Here is a 19,399-nt window from a genome sequence, read left to right as displayed (position 1 = left end):
GTACTCTTCAATGGTGGGTCGGCGGCCCGTAGGGTGTCAACCTCTGAGGTCAACCCTGTGGACGCCGGATGATCGGGGCGGGATGGATTCGAACGAGCGCGAGCCCGCGGAAGCAGCCGTTCCGCAGGCCGGTCCGCCGGTCGACCCGCCGGCCGGTCCACCGGTCCGTCGCCCGGTCGTCGCGGCGGCCGTCCCCCCGGCCCGCACGCCGCCGGATCCGCAGGCCGGGCCGCCCGCGGACCCGGCGAAGCCGCCGCGGGCTCCCGGGATCGCGGGCCTGTCCACCCCGTACCGGGTCGTCACGGCCCTCGCGCTGGCCGCCGTGGGCCTCGCCGCCTGCGGGCACCTGGCGCTGGTGTTCCTGCACGTCGCGCCGTCCAACACGGTGAGCAAGCAGCACGCGCGGACGGTCGACGACTGGATCTACCCCGAGTTCGAACAGAACTGGAAGCTCTTCGCCCCCAACCCGCTCCAGCAGAACATCGCCGTCGAGGTGCGGGCCGAGGTCCGCACCCCCGGCGGCGAGCCGGTCGCCGGCGGCTGGCGCGACCTGTCCGCCCAGGACGGGGCGGCCATCCGGCACAGCCTGCTGCCGAGCCACACGCGGCAGAACGAGCTCCGGCGGGCGTGGGACTTCTTCACCGGCTCGCACGGCGAGGACAACAAGCCCATCGGCGAGCGCGGCGAACTGTCGGAGCAGTACCTGCGGCGGATCGCCCTGAACCGGCTCGCGGAGGACGGGACCGCGCGCGAGGAGATCGTACGGATCCAGCTGCGCTCGGCGACGCGCGCGGTGGCGGCGCCCCCGTGGAGCGACGAGAAGACCGACACCCAGACGTACTACCGGGAGCTGCCGTGGTGGACGGTGTGAGCCTGGCGCCCGCCACGGCCGGGGCGGCCGCTCGGGCGCGGGCCGCCGCCGGCCGGGGGATCGCGCAGGTCAGCGGGCGGGCGCTGGGCCCGTACCAGAGCGCCGTCGTCCGCATCGGCTTCTCGGCCACCTGGCTGTTCTTCCTGCTGCGGGAGTTCCCGCACCGCGCCGAGCTGTACGGGCCGGACGGACCCTGGAGCTTCGCCCTCGCGGAGCGGCTGATCGCCTCGAACCACGCCTTCTCGGTGCTGATGTGGTCGGACTCGGGAGCGTGGTTCGAGACGGTCTACGCGGTGTCGGTGGCGTCGAGCCTGCTGCTGATGCTGGGCTGGCGGACGCGCGCGACGTCCGTGGTGTTCATGGTCGGCGTGCTGTCGCTGCAGAACCGCAGCGTGTTCATGGGCGACGGCGGGGACAACGTCATCCACCTGATGGCGATCTACCTGGTGCTGACGCGGTGCGCGCAGGTGTGGTCGCTCGACGCGCGGCGCGCGCGGCTGCGCGGGTCGGCCTCGGCGGGGGCGGCCGGGCCGGTGCTGTGGGGCGTGCTCGGCGCGGTGTTCGCGTACGGGGCGGTGACGGAGCGGTTCGGCTACGGCTGGCTGGCGGCCTTCGCGGCGCTGTGGGTCGTGTGCGCGCTGTGGTGGATGGTGGACCGGTACGAGCCGGAGGGCGAGGGGCGGGCCGTCCTGGACGTCCTGGCGAACCTGGTGCACAACGCCGGGCTGCTGGTGATCATGGCGGAGGTCTGCCTGATCTACGCGACGGCCGGCTGGTACAAGATCCAGGGATCGCGGTGGCAGGACGGGACCGCGCTGTACTACCCGCTCGGACTGGACTACTTCACTCCGTGGCCGGGGCTGTCGGGGCTCCTGGCGGGGAGCGGGACGATGGTGATGCTGCTGTCGTACGGGACGGTGGCGGTGCAGGTCGCCTTCCCGTTCACGGTGTTCAACCGGCGGATCAAGAACGTGCTGCTGGCGCTGATGATGCTGGAGCACGCGGGGATCGCGGTGCTGCTGGGCCTGCCGTTCTTCTCGCTGGCGATGATCGCCGCCGACGCGGTGTTCCTGCCGACGGCGTTCCTGGTCTGGCTGGGCGCCAGGGCCTCCGGCGCGGTGGGGCGCAGGCGGGCGACCGCCGCCGGGGCGGGCGGCCCCGGCACGGGCGGCTCCGCACCGGGCGGCTCCGCACCGGGCGGCTGCGGGCCGGGCGGCTCCGGGCCGGGGTCCGGGGCCGAGCGGGCGCTGACCGGCTGACTACGCTCAGCGGTATGAGTGAGCTGGAGCAGAGCGGGCGGCAGTGGCGGGAGACCGCGGAGCGGGAGGACCTCGTCCTCCTCGACGGGTTCCACGCGCTGAAGCACGCCTTGCGGTTCGGGGCCGATGTGCGGATGGTCGTGGCCGACGACCCCGAGGCCGTACGGGCGCTGGCCGCCGAGCTGGCTCCGGACGTGGAAGGGGAGGTGGCCCGGCTGGTGCGCGGGGGCCGGCTCCGGGAGCTCGTGGCGCGCGTGCACCCCACCGGGGTCGCCGCGCTGGCCGTACGGCCCGACCGGACCGAGGGGCGGGCCCGGCTCGACCGGCAGCCCCGCACCGCGCCCGTCGTCCTGCTCGACAACCCCCGCAACCTCGGCAACGTCGGCGCCGTCGTCCGGCTCGCGGCGGGCTTCGGCGCCACCGGCGTCGTCACCCGGGGCGACCTCGACCCCTGGCACCCCAACGTGGTGCGCGCCGGAGCGGGCCTGCACTACGCCACCACCGTGGACCGGGTCGACATCGACACCCTGCCCGCCGGGCCCGTGTACGCGCTCGACCCCGACGGCGAGGACATCCGCGCCCTCACCCTCCCGGACGACGCCGTGCTCGCCTTCGGCTCGGAGCGCCACGGCATCTCGCCCGAGCTGCGCGAACGGGCCGACCACCTGGTCGCGCTCCCGATGCGCCCGCAGGTCTCCAGCTACAACCTGGCCACCAGCGTGGCCATGACCCTCTTCCACTGGGGCGGCCCGAAGCTACCGTGACACCGCCCCCTGGCCGGCGAAGGCCGCCGTGGCGGCCGGGCCGCCGGCGCCGACGGTGAGCGCGGCGAGGGCGAGTCCGGTGACGGCGGGGCGGCGCTGGGCACGCAGGGATGCTCCCCGTGGGGGGTGTGGTCTCTTCGGCCGCACCCCCTCTGCGGGCCAGGTGGACGGTCGCCGATGGGTGATCACCCTGAGAGGACCCCGACCCGCCCCGGCGGGGTCACGCCTCCAGACTGACCGGCATCAGCAGCGAGAAGACGTCCTCGACGTCGGGGCGCAGGAGGACGAGCGGGGCCCTGGGCCCGATGTACTCCAGCAGCAGTTCCTCCCCGGCGGCGAGCGCGTCGAGCAGGAAGGCGGGGTTGACCCCGACCCGGTCCCCGGCGAGGTCCAGGTCCTCGTCGCCCACGGTCACCTCGTCGGCCAGGACGAGGACGCACACCTCGGCCTCCTGCGCGGCGAGGGCCCGCCGCAGGGCCGGTACGTCCAGGGCGAGGCGGCGCCCCTCGGGCAGCCGGGTCAGGCGGCGGTAGTCGGGGAAGTCCTCGCCGAGGCCCTGCCCGGCGACCCGGCGGCCCCGGGTCTCCAGCTCCACCCCGTCCCCGTCCACGGTGAGACGGGCCGGGGCGTCGTCGGTCAGCAGCGCGCGCATCGCGTCCGCGAGGGGGGTGGGCACGGTCACCCGGACCCGGCCGCCGCCGGTGCCGGTGGTGGCCGGCGTACGGGCCACGGCCATCCGGTAGCGGTCCGTGGCCACGAGGTGCAGGGCGTCGCCCTCGATGTCGAAGTGGATCCCGCAGAGCACCGGCAGCTCCGGGTCGCTTCCGGCGGCGTACCGCACGGCGTCCAGGGCGGCCGCGAGCTCGTCGCCCGCAACGGTCAGCCGGGCGGTGTCGGTGGCGGTGGTCATGGAGGTCTCCTTGTGTCCGAGTAGGGCCCGTACCGTGGAGAGTTCCTCGCGCGCTTCGGCCAGCCCGCGTTCGAGCCGGCGCAGATGCCCGTCGAGCAGCCGGGGCACCAGACCGGTGTCCCCGCCGGCCCAGCCGGCCAGCACCAGCCGGATGTCCGCGAGCGGCATCCCCGAGCGCCGCAGCCTCGCCAGCAGCCGGGCCTCGCCGAGCTGCTCGGGCGCGTACCAGCGGTACCCGGTCACCGGGTCCACCCATGCCGGTACGAGGACGCCCGCGCGGTCGTAGAACCGCAGGGCGCTCACCCCGAGCCCGCTGTCGCGGCCCATCTCGCCGATGCTGCGCATGTCGCTCTCCACGCCCACGACTCTGGGACCTCCACCAGGTCGAGGGTCAAGCGGGCCCGGCGCCGCCACGCCGGGCCCGCCCCTGCCGTCGCCGTCAGGCCTGGCGGCGGATCTCCACCATGCGGAAGCGGTTCGAGACGAAGGCCCCGTCGCACAGCGCCGCGTTGGCCGCCGGGTTGCCGCCGGAGCCGTGGAAGTCCGAGAAGGCCGCGGTCTGGTTGACGTAGACCCCGCCCGTCAGGTTCAGCGAGAGCTGCGCCGACTCCTCCAGGCAGACCTCCTCGATGGCCCGCTCGGTGTCCGCCGAGGTGGTGTAGGCGCCGACCGTCATCGCGCCCTTCTCGCGCACCGTGCGGCGCAGGAGCTCAAGGGCGTCGGCCGTGGAGTCCACGGCCACCGCGAACGACACCGGGCCGAAGCACTCCGACAGGTACGGGGCCTCCGGGTCCGGCTTGGCGGCGTCCAGCTTGACCATCACGGGCGTGCGGACCACGGCGTCCGGGAACTCCGGGTTCACCACCTCGCGCGAGGCCAGCGCCACCTCGCCGAGGGCGGCCGCCGCCTCCAGGCGGCTCTTGACGTCCGGGTTGACCAGCGCGCCGAGCAGTGCGTTGGCCCGGGCGTCGTCGCCCAGCAGACCGCCGACCGAGGCCGCGAGGTCCGCGACGACCTCGTCGTACGACTTGTGGCCCGCGTCCGTCTCGATGCCGTCGCGCGGGATCAGCAGGTTCTGCGGGGTGGTGCACATCTGGCCGCTGTACAGGGACAGCGAGAACGCCAGGTTGGACAGCATCCCCTTGTAGTTCGAGGTCGAGTCGACGACGACCGTGTTGACGCCGGCCTTCTCCGTGTAGACCTGGGCCTGGCGGGCGTTGGTCTCCAGCCAGTCACCGAACTGGGTCGAGCCGGTGTAGTCGATCAGCTTGATCTCGGGGCGGACGGCCAGCGTCTTGGCGATGCCCTCGCCGGGGCGCTCCACGGCCAGCGCCACCAGGTTCGGGTCGAAGCCCGCCTCGGCGAGGACCTCGCGGGCGACCTTCACGGTCAGCGCCAGCGGGAGCACGGCGCGCGGGTGCGGCTTGACCAGCACCGCGTTGCCCGTTGCCAGGGAGGCGAACAGGCCGGGGTAGCCGTTCCAGGTCGGGAAGGTGTTGCAGCCGATCATGAGGGAGACGCCGCGCGGGACGGCCGTGAAGGTCTTGCCGAGTTCCAGCGGGTCCTTCTTGCCCTGCGGCTTCGACCAGTCGGCCTGGCCGGGCACGCGGGTCTGCTCCTCGTACGCGTACGCCACCGCCTCCAGGCCGCGGTCCTGCGCGTGCGGGCCGCCCGCCTGGAACGCCATCATGAAGGCCTGGCCGCTGGTGTGCATCACCGCGTGCGCGAACTCGTGCGTCCGCGCGCCGATCCGGGCCAGGATCTCGATGCAGACCAGGGCGCGGGCCTCGGGCCCGGCGTCCCGCCAGGCGCCCATGCCGGCCTTCATCGCGGGCAGCAGCACGTCCGGGTCGACGTGCGGGTACTCGACGCCCAGCTCGGGGCCGTACGGGGACACCTCGCCGCCGGTCCAGCCGTCCGTACCGGGCTGGTCCAGGTCGAACCGGGTGCCGCGGACGGCCTCGAAGGCGGCGAGCCCGTCGGCCGGCGCGGTCTCCCCGTAGGCCTTGGGGTGCTCCGGATGCGGGGACCAGTAGGCACGGCTGCGGATGGCCGCCAGGGCCTGGTCCAGGGTGGAGCGGTGCTTGTCGGACAGCTGGGGGACGGTGAGCTCGGCGGCCATCAGGGACCAACTCCTCGTTGAGCCGGGCAAGATCAGGCTGGGTCGCAGACTGAGATCAGGCAGGGGCGGGTGAAGAAGAGCAGACTGGAGTTAGAGTAACCGAACGATCGGTCGGGACAAGAGGGCCCGGCAAGCCTGTGGATAACCCGGTGCGGGAGGATCAGGACATGACAGCAATCGAGCGGTCCCGCACTGTGGCGGTCGTCGGCGCCGGCACCATGGGGCAGGGCATCGCCCAGGTCGCCCTCCTCGCAGGTCACCGGGTGCTGATCTACGACATCAACGCCACCCTCGCCGCCGGCGGCGTCGGCATCGTCCAGGACCGCGTCGACCGCCTGGCCGCGAAGGGCCGCCTCGACCGCGCCGAGGCCGAGGACGCGATCGGCCGGATCGAGTCGGCCTCCGCCCTCACCGACCTCGCGGACGCGGCGCTCGTCATCGAGGCGGTCGTCGAGGACGCCACCGTCAAGCGCGCGCTCTTCGAAGCGCTCGAAGAGGTGGTTTCGCCGGACGCCCTGCTGGCGACCAACACCTCCTCCCTCTCCGTCACCGAGCTCGCCGCCGGCCTCGTGCACCCCGGCCGCTTCCTCGGCATGCACTTCTTCAACCCGGCCCCGCTGCTCCCCCTCGTCGAGGTGGTCAGCGGTTTCGCCACCGATCCGGCCGCCGCCGAGCGCGCGTACGCCACCGTCCTGGGCTGGGGGAAGACGCCGGTCCGCTGCGCCGACACCCCCGGCTTCATCGTCAACCGGATCGCCCGCCCCTTCTACGCCGAGGCCTTCTCGGTGTACGAGGAGCAGGGCGCCGACCCGGCCACCATCGACGCCGTGCTCCGCGAGAGCGGCGGCTTCAAGATGGGCCCGTTCCAGCTGACCGACCTGATCGGCCAGGACGTCAACGAGGCCGTCACCCGCTCCGTGTGGGAGTCGTTCTTCCGGAGCCCCAAGTTCACCCCGTCCCTGGCGCAGCGGCGGCTGGTCCAGTCGGGCCGCCTCGGCCGCAAATCGGGGCACGGCTGGTTCCCTTACGGCCAGGGCGCCGAGGCCCCGGCCCCGCACACCGCCGGTCCCGAGGAGGCCCCGGAGAAGGTCACCGTGGTCGGCGACCTCGGTCCCGCCGCCGGGCTCGTCGAACTGCTGGAGGAGGCCGGGATCAAGGTCACCTCCACCGAGCACGGGGGCCCGTACATCCAGCTGCCCGGCGAGGGCCAGCTGGTGCTCGCGGACGGCAAGACCTCGATCGAGTTCGCCGACGTCGTCTACTTCGACCTCGCGCTCGACTACCGCGGCGCTACCCGGATCGCGCTCTCCGCCGGCGCGGACACCAGCGAGCGGACCCTCGCCGAGGCGGTCGGCCTCTTCCAGAGGCTGGGCAAGAAGGTCTCCGTCATCGGCGACGTCCCGGGCATGATCGTGGCCCGTACGGTCGCGATGCTGATCGACCTGGCCGCCGACGCCGTCGCGCGCGGGGCGGCCAGTGCCGAGGACATCGACACGGCGATGCGGCTCGGGGTCAACTACCCGCTGGGCCCGTCCGAATGGCACGAGCGGCTCGGCCGCGACTGGGCGTACGACCTGCTGCACCACCTCGACGAGCGCTGTCCCGGCGGCCGCTACGCGCCCTCGCTGGCGCTGTTCAAGCTCGGCTACACCGAGGGCGAAGACGGCGGGGAAGGCGACGACGGCGACCAGGACGCCGCGGAGGAGACTGCATGACCACCGCCAAGCGGGACACCTACACCCCCGAGACGCTCCTGTCCGTCGCCGTCCAGGTCTTCAACGAGCGCGGCTACGACGGCACCTCCATGGAGCACCTCTCCAAGGCCGCGGGCATCTCGAAGTCCTCGATCTACCACCACGTGGCGGGCAAGGAGGAGCTCCTCCAGCGGGCCGTCAGCCGGGCGCTCGACGGGCTCTTCGCCGTACTGGAGGAGCCGGGCGCGGTGCGCGGCCGGGCCGTCGAGCGGGTCGAGTACGTCACGCGCCGGACGGTCGAGGTCCTGGTCGCCGAGCTCCCGTACGTGACGCTGCTGCTGCGGGTGCGGGGCAACACCCGGACCGAGCGCTGGGCCCTGGAGCGCCGCCGCGAGTTCGACCACCAGGTCGCGGAGCTGCTGAAGGCCGCGGCGGCGGACGGGGACCTGCGGGCGGACGTGGACATCCGGCTGGCCACCCGCCTGCTGTTCGGCATGGTGAACTCGCTGGTGGAGTGGTACCGCCCGCACCCCGGTACGAGCGCGGACCAGCTGGCCGACGCGGTGGTCCACATGGCCTTGGACGGCCTGCGGACGGTTCGCGGTTGACCCCTGGCAGGATCCGTACGATCAGGCCGCATATTTTCTGATGAACTGCTGTGCGAATTCTGTACGATGAGCGAGCTTTCGAACGCGTTCAAGCAGTAACAGAAAATGGGGGGCCGGTGCGCAGTCGCCGTCTTGTAGTTTCCGCTGCCGTTGTCGTCGCGGCCAGCGTTGGTTTCATCCCGGGCCTGGCCCAGGCGGCCGGTCCGGCCGCAGGTCCGTCCGCGCCGGTGGCCAAGGGGGCGGCCGCTCCCGTGGCGGACCTGGCCAAGCTCGGCACGGCCGATGCCAAGACCTTCCACAGCCCGAAGGAGCGCTCGGTCCGCAAGACCCTGCCCGCGGCCAAGGGCAAGGCCTCCGCGAACGTCACCGCGCAGGGCGCGGAGACGGCCGCCGGCAACCCGGAGCTGGGTCTCGTCCTCGACGCGAAGAGCGTCTCCGCGCACGGCATCGAGCTGCGCGCCCAAGTCGTCAGCGCCGCGGGCGCCACCCTCAAGGTCGTCTACGACTGGGGCGACGGGACGACCGACGGCACCGACGCCTCCCCGGGCCAGGAGGTGTCGCTCAAGCACAGCTACGCCGAGCTCGGCGAGTACAAGGTCAAGGTCACCGTCACCGACGCCGCGAACCAGGCCGAGTCCGTCAACGAGCTGCCCCTCTCCACGGTCGGCTCGGACTTCACCCCGTACGCCCCGACCCGCCTCCTGGACACCCGGGACGGCACCGGTGCCCCGCGGGGCATGGTGCAGGCGTACTCCTCGGCCAAGCTGAAGATCGCCGGCAACGGCAAGATCCCGGCGGGCGTCACGGCCGTGGCCCTGAACGTCACCGCCACCAACACCTCGAACCCCGGGCACGTCACGGTGTTCCCCGGCGGCACCACGCGTCCGACGACGTCCAACGTCAACTTCGTGGCCGCGCAGACCGTCCCGAACATGGTCATCGTGCCGGTGGGCAAGGACGGCACCGTCGAGCTGTACAACGGCAGCTGGACGGCGATCGACCTGATCGCGGACATCACGGGCTACTTCACCCGCACCGCGGCCAGCGGCTACACGCCGATGACCCCGGTCCGCGCGGTGGACACCCGCTCCGGCCAGGGCGCCCCCCAGGGCCAGGTCGGTGGCCGCAAGTCGATCGGCGTGCAGCTCGGCGGCTGGTACGTGCCCTCCAACGCCACCGCCGTGGCGCTGAACGTGACCGCCACCAACCCGCGCGAGGACGGCCACCTGACGGCCTACCCGAGCGGCCAGTCGGCCCCGAACACGTCCAACGTCAACTTCAAGGCCAAGCAGACCGTCGCCAACTCGGTGATCGTCCCCGTCGGCGCCGACGGCAAGGTCAACATCTTCAACGGCGCCTGGGCGGGCACCGACGTGATCGTCGACGTCCTCGGTTACTACAGCCCCGACAGCTCCGGGGCGTTCATGTCCATGGCGCCGGTTCGCAGGCTCGACACCCGCAGCTGGGGCGAGGGGCCGATGTACGACGGAGGCTACATCTGGATGCCTATGTCCACCCAGGACAAGGGCATCACGGGCGTCGTCCTGAACACGACGGTGACCAACACGAGGGCCGACGGATTCCTGTCGGTGGCGCCGGACCCGAACACCCGGGACGACTACGCCAACGGGAGGGACAGCTGGCCGGCGACGCCCACGTCGTCCACGCTGAACTGGACCGCCGGCCAGACAGTCCCGAACCTGGTCCAGGCGAGCACCGGCAGTACCGGGATCGTCGACTTCTGGAACCAGAGCTGGGACACCGCGGACCTGATCATCGACATGTTCGGGTATTACGACACGAAGTGACCGTCGCGTAGCGGGCCTCGTACAGAGCCCCGGGAAGGCCCTCACGGCCTTTCCGGGGCTCTGTCGTTCCCCGGGCGCCCCGGCTCCCCCTACTCCTCGGAGATCGCCGCGGCGCCGCCGCCGGAGCCGGGGCCGGAATCGAGCAGATCCGTTTCCTCGAACACCAGCAGGGTGCGGGTCGACAGGACCTCCGGGATGGACTGGAGGCGGGTCAGGACCAGCTCGCGCAGGGTGCGGTTGTCGGGCGTGTGGACCAGCAGCAGTACGTCGAAATCGCCGCTGACCAGGGCGATGTGCGCGGCGCCCGGAAGCTCGCGGAGCTGCTCGCGGACCGTGCGCCAGGAGTTCTGGACGATCTTCAGGGTGATGTACGCGGAGGTCCCCTGGCCGGCCCTCTCGTGGTTGACGCGGGCCGTGAACCCGCGGATCACGCCGTCGTCGATGAGCCGGTTGATCCGGGCGTAGGCGTTCGCGCGCGATACGTGGACCTGCTCGGCCACCGAACGTATCGACGCACGGCCGTCCGCCTGGAGCAGGCGCATGATCGAACGGTCGATGGGATCCAGGGGGCGAGGGGGTGCCGACGGGGCCTGCGGGGCCGGAGGAGCACCGCCGGGCGGCACCGGCGCGGAACCCGGCGTGGCACCCGGTGCGGCCATTTGTTCATCCGGCATTGCCCACTGCCTCCCTCATTTGGACGTCCTGCACCCATCCCAGGGCCCCGGCGCCACTTTGTCCACAGCCTGGAGCCGCCTGTAGCCAAATTGCGCCATCGACCGAACAATCGGTTGGTGAGGCGCCTCACAGCCGAGCCGCCCTGCCCGCTTCCCACGAGGAGGTGTACGCCGCCATGACGGTCCAAGAGCTGCCCGGTGCCGGTGCATCCCACCGTTCCACCCCGCCGCCCGCCTGGAGGCCCCGTACGGATGCCGCCCCGCTGCTCCCGGACCCCGAGCCGTACCGGGTGCTGGGCACGCCGGCCGCCGAGAAGCTCGACCCCGAGCTGATGCGCCGCTGCTACGCCGAGCTGGTGCGCGGCCGCCGGTACAACGCCCAGGCGACCGCCCTCACCCGGCAGGGCCGACTGGCCGTGTACCCCTCCACCGTCGGGCAGGAGGCCTGCGAGATCGCGGCCGCCCTGGTCCTGGAGGAGCAGGACTGGCTCTTCCCGAGCTACCGCGACACCCTCGCGGCCGTGGCCCGCGGGCTGGACCCCGTCCAGGCGCTGACGCTGCTGCGCGGCGACTGGCACACCGGGTACGACCCGCGCGAGTACCGGATCGCCCCGCTGTGCACCCCGCTCGCCACCCAGCTGCCGCACGCGGTCGGCCTGGCCCACGCGGCCCGGCTGCGCGGTGACGACGTGGTCGCGCTCGCCCTGGTGGGTGACGGCGGCACCAGCGAGGGCGACTTCCACGAGGCGCTGAACTTCGCGGCCGTCTGGCAGGCCCCGGTGGTCTTCCTCGTCCAGAACAACGGCTTCGCGATATCGGTCCCGCTGGCCAAGCAGACGGCCGCCCCCACCCTGGCCCACAAGGCCGTCGGGTACGGGATGCCCGGCCGCCTCGTCGACGGCAACGACATCGCCGCCGTGCACGAGGTGCTGTCCGACGCCGTCCGGCGGGCCCGGGCCGGCGGCGGACCGACGCTGATCGAGGCGGTCACGTACCGCATCGAGGCCCACACGAACGCCGACGACGCCACCCGCTACCGCGGGGACGCCGAGGTCGAGGCATGGAAGGCGCACGACCCGGTGGAGCTGCTGGAGCGCGAGCTGACCGCCCGCGGAATGCTGGACGAGGCGGGCATCCGCGAGGCCAAGGAAGCCGCCGAGGCGATGGCCGCGACCCTGCGCGATCGGATGAACGCCGAGCCCGTGCTCGACCCGATGGACCTGTTCGAAAACGTCTACGCGGAGCAGACCGGCCGGCTCCGCGAGCAGGCGGAGATGCTGCGCGCCGAGCTCGACGCGGAGGAGCAGTCGTGACCACGGTGGCCGTGAAGCCGGCGACGATGGCGCAGGCCCTGCAGCGGGCCATGCGCGACGCGATGGCGCAGGACCCGACGGTCCACGTCATGGGCGAGGACGTCGGCACGCTGGGCGGGGTCTTCCGGATCACGGACGGCCTCGCGAAGGAGTTCGGCGAGGAGCGCTGCACCGACACCCCGCTCGCGGAGGCCGGGATCCTGGGCGCCGCGGTCGGCATGGCCATGTACGGGCTGCGGCCGGTCGTGGAGATGCAGTTCGACGCGTTCGCGTACCCCGCCTTCGAGCAGCTGATCTCGCACGTCGCGAAGATGCGCAACCGCACGCGCGGCGCGATGCCGCTGCCGATCACCATCCGGGTGCCCTACGGCGGCGGGATCGGCGGCGTGGAGCACCACAGCGACTCCTCCGAGGCCTACTACGCGGCCACCCCCGGCCTGCACGTGGTGACCCCGGCGACCGTCGAGGACGCGTACGGGCTGCTGCGCGCCTCGATCGCGAGCGACGACCCGGTGGTCTTCCTGGAGCCGAAGCGGCTGTACTGGTCGAAGGCGCAGTGGGACCCCGCCGCGCCGGCGGCCGTGCCGGGGATCGGGAAGGCACTCGTCCGGCGTACTGGCGCGAGCGCCACGCTGATCACCTACGGGCCCTCGCTCCCGGTGTGCCTGGAGGCCGCCGAGGCGGCGCGCGAGGAGGGCTGGGACCTGGAGGTCGTGGACCTGCGCTCGCTCGTCCCGTTCGACGAGGAGACCGTCATGGCCTCCGTACGGCGTACGGGGCGCGCGGTGGTGGTCCACGAGGCGAACGGCTTCGCCGGACCGGGCGCGGAGATCGTCGCCCGCATCCAGGAGAAGTGCTTCCACCACCTGGAGGCTCCGGTGCTGCGGGTGACGGGCTTCGACATCCCGTACCCGCCGCCGATGCTGGAGAAGCACCATCTGCCCGGTGTGGACCGGATCCTGGACACCGTGGCCCGCCTGCAGTGGGAGAACTGATGCCGCAGGTAATGGAGTTCAAGCTCCCCGACCTCGGGGAGGGACTGACCGAGGCCGAGATCGTCCGCTGGCTGGTGGCGGTGGGCGACGTCGTGGCCATCGACCAGCCGGTGGTCGAGGTCGAGACGGCCAAGGCGATGGTGGAGGTGCCGTGCCCGTACGGCGGTGTGGTCACCGCCAGGTTCGGGGAGGAGGGCACGGAACTCCCCGTCGGAGCACCGCTGATCACGGTGGCGGTGGGTGAGGGGACGGCCCCCGAGGCGGAGCCCGAGGATTCCGGTTCGGGCAACGTCCTGGTGGGCTACGGGACGGACCACTCGCGCACGGCACGTCGGAGGCGGGTGCGACCTGGCTCCGCCGTGCCGGCTGTCGCCGCCGCTCCCGCCCCCGCTCCCGCCGCCGCCGTGACCGGTCCGGTGGCGGTCATCTCGCCGCTGGTGCGCAAGCTGGCCCGGGACCACGGGATCGACCTGCGCGGGCTGCGCGGGTCCGGGCCCGAGGGGCTGATCCTGCGCGCGGACGTGGAGGCGGCGCTCAGGGTTCCGCAGGCGCAGGCGCAGGCGCAGGCGTCGGCTCCCGTCGCCGTTCCCGCCGCCACTCCGGTCGCGGTCGCGGCCGTGGGCGAGCGGGTGCCGCTGAAGGGTCTGCGGGGCGCGGTGGCCGAGAAGCTGTCGCGCAGCCGCCGGGAGATCCCGGACGCCACGTGCTGGGTCGACGCCGATGCGACCGAGCTCATGGCGGCGCGGGCCGCGATGAACGCCGTGGGCGGCCCGAAGATCTCGGTGCTGGCGCTGCTGGCCCGGATCTGCACGGCCGCGCTGGCGAAGTACCCCGAGCTCAACTCGACGGTGGACCTCGCGGCGAACGAGATCGTACGGCTGCCGTCCGTGCACCTGGGCTTCGCGGCGCAGACCGAGCGCGGGCTCGTGGTGCCGGTGGTCCGGGACGCGCAGGCGCGCGGCGCCGAGTCCCTGTCGGCGGAGTTCGCCCGCCTCACCGAGGTGGCCCGGGCCGGGAAACTGGCGCCGTCGGACCTCACCGGCGGCACGTTCACCCTGAACAACTACGGGGTGTTCGGCGTGGACGGCTCCACGCCGATCATCAACCACCCGGAGGCGGCGATGCTCGGCGTCGGCCGGATCATGGCGAAGCCGTGGGTCCACCAGGGCGAGCTGGCGGTGCGCCAGGTCGTGCAGCTGTCGCTGACCTTCGACCACCGGGTGTGCGACGGCGGCACGGCGGGCGGCTTCCTGCGCTACGTGGCGGACTGCGTGGAGTCCCCGGCGGTGCTGCTGCGCTCGCTGTGACGCGGTCGCCGTAACGGGGCGCCCCGCACCTCCCACGAGGTGCGGGGCGCCTCCTGCGTCCAGATGTCGAGGCGTTCAGGTGCCCAAGTGTCCAGGCGTTCAGGTGGTCAGGAGCAGCTTGCCCACGTGGGTGCTCGATTCCATCGTGCGGTGGGCCTCCGGGGCCTCGCGCATCGGGAACGCCCCGTGCACCACCGGGTTCACCCGGCCCGAGGCCACGAGCGGCCAGACGTGTTCCCGTACGGCGGCGACGATGGCAGCCTTCTCGTCCAGCGGCCGGGCCCGCAGGGACGTCGCGGTGATCGCCGCCCGCTTCGCCAGCAGGGCCCCCAGGTTGAGCTCGGCCTTCACCCCGCCCTGGAGCCCGATCACCGCGAGCCGGCCGTTGACGGCCAGCGCGTCCAGGTTCCGCGCCAGGTACTTCGCTCCCATGATGTCCAGGATCACGTCCGCCCCGGCGCCGCCGGTCGCGGCCCGCAGCTCCGCGACGAAGTCCTGCTCGCGGTAGTCGATCAGGACGTCCGCGCCCAGCTCCTTGCAGCGGGCCAGCTTCTCCGGGCCGCCGGCGGTGACCGCGACCGTCGCGCCGACCGCCTTCGCCAGCTGGATCGCCATCGTGCCGATGCCGCTGGAGCCGCCGTGGACCAGCAGCGTCTCGCCGGGGCGCAGCCCCGCCACCATGAACACGTTCGACCACACCGTGCAGACCACCTCGGGCAGCGCCGCCGCCGTCACCAGGTCCACCCCGGCCGGGACCGGTAGCAGCTGGCCCACGGGGACGGCCACGCGCTCCGCGTACCCGCCCCCGGCGAGCAGGGCGCACACCTCGTCGCCCACCGCCCAGCCGGACACCCCCGGCCCGAGGGCGGCGATCCGCCCCGAGCACTCCAGGCCGGGGTAGCGGGAGGAGCCGGGCGGGGGATCGTAGAAGCCCTGGCGCTGGAGGATGTCGGCGCGGTTCACGGCGCTCGCCGCGACGTCGACGAGGACCTCGCCCTCGCCGGCCACCGGATCGGGTACCTCGGCCCAGACGAGGGCCTCGGGGCCGCCGGGCTGTTCGATGGTGATCGCATGCATGGCCCGGAGGGTACGTGAACTCCGCCACCGACCGGGAGCACCAGGTGCTAGGACGAGAGCGGCGCGGCGCGCACGATGGTGATGAGACGGTCCGTCAGCTGGAGCGGGCTCGCGTGGGGGTCGTCGTACGCGAGCAGCCGGTGGCCGCGCAGCACGCTCACCACCAGGTCTCCCGTCTCCCGTACGCCCTTGCCGACCTCGGCCTTCTTCACCGGCCGTTCGATCAGGTCGAGTCCGCTGCCCTGCTGGATCAGGTCCTCCATCACCGTGCCCGCGCTCGGGCTCAGCACCGAGAGCCCCAGCAGCCGGCCGGCCGCGCTCGCGCTGGTGATGACCCCGTCGGCGCCCGACTGGCGCAGCAGCGGGGCGTTCTCCTCCTCGCGGACCGCCGCGACGATCTTCGCGCCCCGGTTCATCTGCCGTGCCGTCAGCGTGACCAGCACGGCCGTGTCGTCCCGCTGCGTTGCGATGACGATCTGACGGGCCTTCTGGAGCTCGGCGCGGAGCAGGACATCGGAGCGGGTGGCATCGCCGACCACTCCCGTGAACCCCTCGGAGTTGGCCATGTCGATCACCTTGGCGCTCGGGTCCACGATGACGACCTGGTCCTTCTGGAGGCCGGTGGCCAGCAGCGTCTGCAGGGCCGAGCGGCCCTTGGTGCCGAAGCCGACGACGACCGTGTGCTCACGCAAGTTCTTCCTCCAGCGGTTCAGCCGCCACTCTTCCCGGGTCTGATCGGTCAGGACTTCCAGCGTGGTTCCGACCAGGATGATCAGGAAGAGCACGCGCAGGGGCGTGATCAGCAGGATGTTGGTCAGCCGCGCGCTGTCGCTGTACGGGACGATGTCGCCGTATCCGGTCGTCGACAGGGTGACCGTGGCGTAGTAGACGCAGTCGAGGAAGTCGACCGTCTCGTTGGCGTTGTCGTGGTAGCCGTCGCGGTCGAGCCACACGATCAAGACCGTCAGGAAGAGCACGAACAGGGCCATCAAGAGGCGCTTGCCGACCTGCCGCAGAGGCTTCTCGACGATGCGCTTGGGCAGTTTGATGCGCCGTGAGACGAGTTTCTCGTCGGCACCCCGGGCCATCGCGTCGTGGCCGTGAAGTTTCACGTGAAACATCCTCCGGAGACCCACGGCAGGTCCAGGATCTCCAGGTCCTGTCCGTCGCGCGCGCCCTGCGGCGGTACGACGGCCAGCCCGTCGGCGGCGGCGACGCCGCGCAGCATCGCGGGACCGTTGTAGCGCAGCGGTACGGCGTGCTCGTCGGTCAGCAGGACGGGCACGAGCCGGGTGTCGTACGGGTGGCCGGGCACCTCGCCCTGCACCGGAACCGTGTACCGGGGCCGCTGGCGGCGGCCGGCCAGGGCGCGCAGAAGCGGTTCGGCGAGGGTCAGCAGTCCCGAGACGGCGGCGAGCGGGTTGCCGGGCAGGCCGACCAGGTGCCGCCCGTCGGTCCGGTCGCCGAGCCGGGCCAGCAGCATCGGGTGTCCGGGGCGGACGGCGACCCCGTCGACCAGCAGCTCGGCGCCGGCCTCGCGCAGGACGGGGTGGACGTGGTCGACGGGGCCGGAGGCGGTGCCACCGGTGGTGATGACCAGATCGGCGTCGGAGTCCGTGACGGCGGCCAGCAGGGCCTTGGCGCCGGCCGGGTCGTCGCCGAGCCGCCGGGTGGCGATGACCTCGGCGCCGAGCCGGTCGAGCCAGGGGCCGAGCATGGGGCTGAGCGCGTCGCGGATCAGCCCGTCGTGCGGCCGGCCTTCGGTGAGCAGCTCGTCCCCGAGGACCAGGATCTCCACGCGGGGCCGGGGCCGGGTGATGAGCTCGTCGTACCCGGCGGCCGCGGCGAGGCCGAGAACGGCCGGGGTGACGAGGGAGCCGGCGGGCAGCAGCATGTCGCCGGAGCGGCATTCCTGGCCCCGCGGGCGAATGTCCTGGCCGGTGAGGACGGCCCGGTCGGCGTGGAGCTGGGTACCTACCTCCCGCGAGTGCTCGCTGCGGATGACGGCGGTGGTTTCGGCGGGGATCCGGGCGCCGGTGGCGATCCGTACGGCCTCCCCGTCGGCCAGCGGCTCGGGGCGCTCGGACCCTGCCAGCACCCCGCCGCCGGGGCGGACGGTCCAGGGGCCGGGCCCGGCGACGGCCCAGCCGTCCATGGCGGAGCTGTCGAAGGACGGCAGGTCGGTGAGGGCCTCCAGGGACTGGACCAGGACCTCGCCGAGCGCTTCCGCGAGGGGGACCCGGTGGGTGCGCGGCCGGATGCCGGATCCGGCCCGGGCGGCGGCCTCCCGGGCCTGCGGCCAGCCGGTGGCCCGGTGGTCGCCGCCGGAGCCCTCCGAGGCGCGGGGGTCGCGGCTGACCAGGGCCAGGGCCTCGTCGAGGGCCTGGAGGGCGTGATCGGCGTCGGTGGGGGTCATCCTGAGCCGTTCTCTCGGGCCTCGGACTCGGCTTCGGCGGCCCAGCGCAGAGCCAGCTCGGCGGCCTTGCGGGAGGCCTCGGCGACGGCGGTGGCGGGGTCGGTGCCGGCGGCCTCGGCCTGCGCGGCCGCGTAGCCGACGAGGAAGGTGGTCAGGGGGGCGGCGGGCCGGGCGACGCCGTGTGCGGCGTCACGGGCGAGGTCGAGCAGGATCTTGGTGTCGACGGAGACGTCGATGTCCAGCTCGGTCTTGACGGCGGTGATCCATTGGTCCAGCACGCTTCCATGCTCCCTGATCCGGGCTCTGGCGACCGCGAGATCCTCCCAGGTGTCGCAGTCGAAGGAGGCGAGCGGCGCGCGATCCGTCACTTTGGCCAGGTCGAGCTCGGCGGTGAGGGCGCGCAGGGGGAGGCCGGAGAGGGTGCCGTGCTCGGTCGCCAGGAGGGCGATCTCGCGGCGCAGCGGCTCGGCGCGGTAGGCCGCGACGAGGGGCTGGTCGCGGCCGGCGGGGTCGCGCAGCAGGGCTCCGTCCCCTCCCGCGGCCGGGGCCAGGAGCAGTGCCCGGACCGTGTCCCGGTCGAGGAAGGGCAGGTCGGCGGAGAGGACGAGGACCAGCTCGGCGGTGGTCGCGCGCAGCCCGGCGTCCAGGGCGGCCACGGGGCCGGCGCCGGGCGGGTTCTCGCGGGTCCAGCGGACCGGGCGGGCGGTGGGTCGGCGGCCGCCGACCACGACGGTCGTGGCGGCGTCGGCGCAGGCGTCCAGGACGCGGTCGAGGAGGGCCCGCCCGCCGACCTGGAGGGCGGGCTTGTCCGCGCCTCCGAGGCGTCTGGCGGCGCCGCCGGCCAGGACGATCGCGTCGTAGGTCATACCCATGAGTATGCGCGGCCCATGTCCCCGGCGGGGGGCCGCACTTACCGGGCGCTCACCAACGGGACCGGGGTCCCGGGGCCAAAGCCCCGGGACCCCGGTCCCATGTCTCATCGCCGCTTACAGGTACGGACCCGAGCGGATGGCGCCGTGGCCGTCTTCCTCGTCCGTCGGGGCCCCCGGCGGGAGGGCGCGGCGCATCTGCTCCAGCTGGGCCCGCGCGGCCATCTGCTGCGCGAACAGCGCCGTCTGGATGCCGTGGAAGAGGCCTTCCAGCCAGCCCACCAACTGGGCCTGGGCGATCCGCAGTTCCGCCTCGGAGGGGATCGCCTCCTCGGTGAAGGGCAGGGACAGGCGCTCCAGTTCCTCCACGAGCTCCGGAGCCAGACCGTCTTCCAGCTCCTTCACGGACGCTGCGTGGATGTCCTTCAGACGGACCCGGCTGGCCTCGTCCAGAGGTGCGGCGCGGACCTCTTCCAGAAGTTGCTTGATCATGCTGCCGATCCGCATGACCTTGGCGGGCTGTTCGACCATCTCCGTCACCGGGACCTCGCGCGACTCGTCATCGGCGCCGCCGACCGGCATCCCGTCCTGTCCCACGATCAGGCCGTGCGGGGGGCTGTCCTGCGACCGTTCACTCCTCGGCATCTCCATGCCGTCATTCTCTCGCACACCGTCCTACTCACACGGTGTGCCCCCGCACGGGCGTGATCCA

General features: G+C 73.0%; 17 protein-coding genes. 9 read left to right on the top strand and 8 right to left on the bottom strand.

What is annotated here, in order from left to right; all coding sequences use genetic code 11:
- Positions 1-82 precede the first annotated feature (82 nt).
- Genes CP980_RS16655 through CP980_RS16645 form a run of 3 tightly spaced genes read left to right on the top strand, consistent with a single transcriptional unit; the run spans position 83 to position 2,894 of the window.
- A complete protein-coding gene (locus tag CP980_RS16655) occupies positions 83-871 on the top strand; it encodes a DUF5819 family protein (RefSeq protein WP_229907320.1) in 789 nt (262 codons plus the stop codon).
- The gene (locus CP980_RS16650) at positions 868-2,130 is read left to right on the top strand and encodes an HTTM domain-containing protein (protein ID WP_229907328.1); all 1,263 of its coding nucleotides are present in this window, start codon (positions 868-870) and stop codon (positions 2,128-2,130) included. Before CP980_RS16655 ends, CP980_RS16650 begins: the two co-directional genes overlap by 4 nt.
- Positions 2,131-2,144: 14 nt before the next feature.
- Positions 2,145-2,894 (top strand): TrmH family RNA methyltransferase, encoded by a 750-nt coding sequence (locus tag CP980_RS16645; RefSeq protein WP_132758179.1) that lies wholly within the window; start codon positions 2,145-2,147, stop codon positions 2,892-2,894.
- A gap of 220 nt (positions 2,895-3,114) precedes the next feature.
- Here the strand turns inward: CP980_RS16645 and CP980_RS16640 are convergent, their stop codons facing one another.
- Together CP980_RS16640 and paaN are read right to left on the bottom strand one after the other, a co-directional pair.
- The gene (locus tag CP980_RS16640; protein ID WP_229907321.1) at positions 3,115-4,161 is read right to left on the bottom strand and encodes a DNA polymerase III subunit beta family protein; all 1,047 of its coding nucleotides are present in this window, start codon (positions 4,159-4,161) and stop codon (positions 3,115-3,117) included.
- Positions 4,162-4,243: 82 nt separating this feature from the next.
- Positions 4,244-5,926 carry a phenylacetic acid degradation protein PaaN gene (gene paaN / locus CP980_RS16635; protein ID WP_132758182.1) on the bottom strand — a complete coding sequence of 561 codons (1,683 nt, stop codon included), beginning with the start codon at positions 5,924-5,926 and terminating at the stop codon, positions 4,244-4,246.
- 167 nt (positions 5,927-6,093) lie between these two features.
- Here paaN and CP980_RS16630 point away from each other — a divergent pair, with 167 nt between their 5' ends.
- From CP980_RS16630 to CP980_RS16620, 3 genes are all read left to right on the top strand, one after another.
- Positions 6,094-7,641 carry a 3-hydroxyacyl-CoA dehydrogenase gene (locus CP980_RS16630; RefSeq protein WP_150528502.1) on the top strand — a complete coding sequence of 516 codons (1,548 nt, stop codon included), beginning with the start codon at positions 6,094-6,096 and terminating at the stop codon, positions 7,639-7,641.
- Positions 7,638-8,228: a TetR/AcrR family transcriptional regulator gene (locus tag CP980_RS16625; RefSeq protein WP_132758185.1), complete on the top strand. Its 591-nt coding sequence runs from the start codon at positions 7,638-7,640 to the stop codon at positions 8,226-8,228. Before CP980_RS16630 ends, CP980_RS16625 begins: the two co-directional genes overlap by 4 nt.
- A gap of 227 nt (positions 8,229-8,455) precedes the next feature.
- Positions 8,456-10,036: a PKD domain-containing protein gene (locus CP980_RS16620; protein ID WP_150528501.1), complete on the top strand. Its 1,581-nt coding sequence runs from the start codon at positions 8,456-8,458 to the stop codon at positions 10,034-10,036.
- Between the two features lie 89 nt (positions 10,037-10,125).
- Here CP980_RS16620 and CP980_RS16615 read toward each other — a convergent pair whose 3' ends face one another.
- Positions 10,126-10,710 (bottom strand): Lrp/AsnC family transcriptional regulator, encoded by a 585-nt coding sequence (locus CP980_RS16615; RefSeq protein ID WP_150528500.1) that lies wholly within the window; start codon positions 10,708-10,710, stop codon positions 10,126-10,128.
- 176 nt (positions 10,711-10,886) lie between these two features.
- On the opposite strand from CP980_RS16615, the gene pdhA reads away from it, so the two are divergent.
- The 3 genes from pdhA to CP980_RS16600 are packed head-to-tail and all read left to right on the top strand — an operon-like array spanning position 10,887 to position 14,325.
- Complete coding sequence (pdhA, locus tag CP980_RS16610) at positions 10,887-12,023, top strand: pyruvate dehydrogenase (acetyl-transferring) E1 component subunit alpha (RefSeq protein WP_150528499.1); 1,137 nt, start codon at positions 10,887-10,889, stop codon at positions 12,021-12,023.
- Between the two features lie 26 nt (positions 12,024-12,049).
- Entirely contained in the window at positions 12,050-13,018 is a 969-nt protein-coding gene (locus CP980_RS16605) for an alpha-ketoacid dehydrogenase subunit beta (RefSeq protein ID WP_229907329.1), read from the top strand.
- Positions 13,018-14,325: a dihydrolipoamide acetyltransferase family protein gene (locus CP980_RS16600; RefSeq protein ID WP_150528497.1), complete on the top strand. Its 1,308-nt coding sequence runs from the start codon at positions 13,018-13,020 to the stop codon at positions 14,323-14,325. The genes CP980_RS16605 and CP980_RS16600 overlap by 1 nt, the downstream gene beginning before the upstream one ends.
- A 99-nt stretch (positions 14,326-14,424) precedes the next feature.
- Here CP980_RS16600 and CP980_RS16595 read toward each other — a convergent pair whose 3' ends face one another.
- The 5 genes from CP980_RS16595 to CP980_RS16575 all read right to left on the bottom strand — a co-directional run bounded on the left by CP980_RS16595 (position 14,425) and on the right by CP980_RS16575 (position 19,338).
- The gene (locus CP980_RS16595; protein WP_150528496.1) at positions 14,425-15,402 is read right to left on the bottom strand and encodes an NAD(P)H-quinone oxidoreductase; all 978 of its coding nucleotides are present in this window, start codon (positions 15,400-15,402) and stop codon (positions 14,425-14,427) included.
- Between the two features lie 47 nt (positions 15,403-15,449).
- Positions 15,450-16,523, bottom strand: coding sequence for a potassium channel family protein (locus CP980_RS16590; protein WP_150528495.1), 1,074 nt, complete (start codon positions 16,521-16,523; stop codon positions 15,450-15,452).
- Entirely contained in the window at positions 16,511-17,818 is a 1,308-nt protein-coding gene (locus CP980_RS16585) for a molybdopterin molybdotransferase MoeA (protein WP_150528494.1), read from the bottom strand. Before CP980_RS16585 ends, CP980_RS16590 begins: the two co-directional genes overlap by 13 nt.
- On the bottom strand, positions 17,815-18,684 hold the full coding sequence (locus CP980_RS16580; RefSeq protein WP_150528493.1) for an NTP transferase domain-containing protein: 870 nt from the start codon (positions 18,682-18,684) through the stop codon (positions 17,815-17,817). The genes CP980_RS16585 and CP980_RS16580 overlap by 4 nt, the downstream gene beginning before the upstream one ends.
- A gap of 120 nt (positions 18,685-18,804) precedes the next feature.
- Entirely contained in the window at positions 18,805-19,338 is a 534-nt protein-coding gene (locus CP980_RS16575; RefSeq protein ID WP_030153082.1) for a bacterial proteasome activator family protein, read from the bottom strand.
- Between the last annotated feature and the right edge of the window lie 61 nt (positions 19,339-19,399).

The organism is Streptomyces vinaceus (genome assembly GCF_008704935.1).
In the GTDB taxonomy this organism is placed as follows: domain Bacteria; phylum Actinomycetota; class Actinomycetes; order Streptomycetales; family Streptomycetaceae; genus Streptomyces; species Streptomyces vinaceus.
The sequence above is the reverse complement of the archived record's forward strand: the minus strand, read 5'-3'. Positions and strand labels throughout refer to the sequence as shown.

What these genes read in the sequence shown, in the direction of transcription:
- pdhA (WP_150528499.1), top strand. Translation starts at nt 10,887, where the DNA reads ATGACGGTCCAAGAGCTGCCCGGTGCCGGTGCATCCCACCGTTCCACC.
- CP980_RS16575 (WP_030153082.1), bottom strand. Translation starts at nt 19,338, where the DNA reads ATGGAGATGCCGAGGAGTGAACGGTCGCAGGACAGCCCCCCGCACGGC.
- CP980_RS16630 (WP_150528502.1), top strand. Translation starts at nt 6,094, where the DNA reads ATGACAGCAATCGAGCGGTCCCGCACTGTGGCGGTCGTCGGCGCCGGC.
- paaN (WP_132758182.1), bottom strand. Translation starts at nt 5,926, where the DNA reads ATGGCCGCCGAGCTCACCGTCCCCCAGCTGTCCGACAAGCACCGCTCC.
- CP980_RS16595 (WP_150528496.1), bottom strand. Translation starts at nt 15,402, where the DNA reads ATGCATGCGATCACCATCGAACAGCCCGGCGGCCCCGAGGCCCTCGTC.
- CP980_RS16590 (WP_150528495.1), bottom strand. Translation starts at nt 16,523, where the DNA reads ATGTTTCACGTGAAACTTCACGGCCACGACGCGATGGCCCGGGGTGCC.
- CP980_RS16625 (WP_132758185.1), top strand. Translation starts at nt 7,638, where the DNA reads ATGACCACCGCCAAGCGGGACACCTACACCCCCGAGACGCTCCTGTCC.
- CP980_RS16645 (WP_132758179.1), top strand. Translation starts at nt 2,145, where the DNA reads ATGAGTGAGCTGGAGCAGAGCGGGCGGCAGTGGCGGGAGACCGCGGAG.
- CP980_RS16580 (WP_150528493.1), bottom strand. Translation starts at nt 18,684, where the DNA reads ATGACCTACGACGCGATCGTCCTGGCCGGCGGCGCCGCCAGACGCCTC.
- CP980_RS16615 (WP_150528500.1), bottom strand. Translation starts at nt 10,710, where the DNA reads ATGCCGGATGAACAAATGGCCGCACCGGGTGCCACGCCGGGTTCCGCG.
- CP980_RS16655 (WP_229907320.1), top strand. Translation starts at nt 83, where the DNA reads ATGGATTCGAACGAGCGCGAGCCCGCGGAAGCAGCCGTTCCGCAGGCC.
- CP980_RS16585 (WP_150528494.1), bottom strand. Translation starts at nt 17,818, where the DNA reads ATGACCCCCACCGACGCCGATCACGCCCTCCAGGCCCTCGACGAGGCC.
- CP980_RS16600 (WP_150528497.1), top strand. Translation starts at nt 13,018, where the DNA reads ATGCCGCAGGTAATGGAGTTCAAGCTCCCCGACCTCGGGGAGGGACTG.
- CP980_RS16605 (WP_229907329.1), top strand. Translation starts at nt 12,050, where the DNA reads ATGGCGCAGGCCCTGCAGCGGGCCATGCGCGACGCGATGGCGCAGGAC.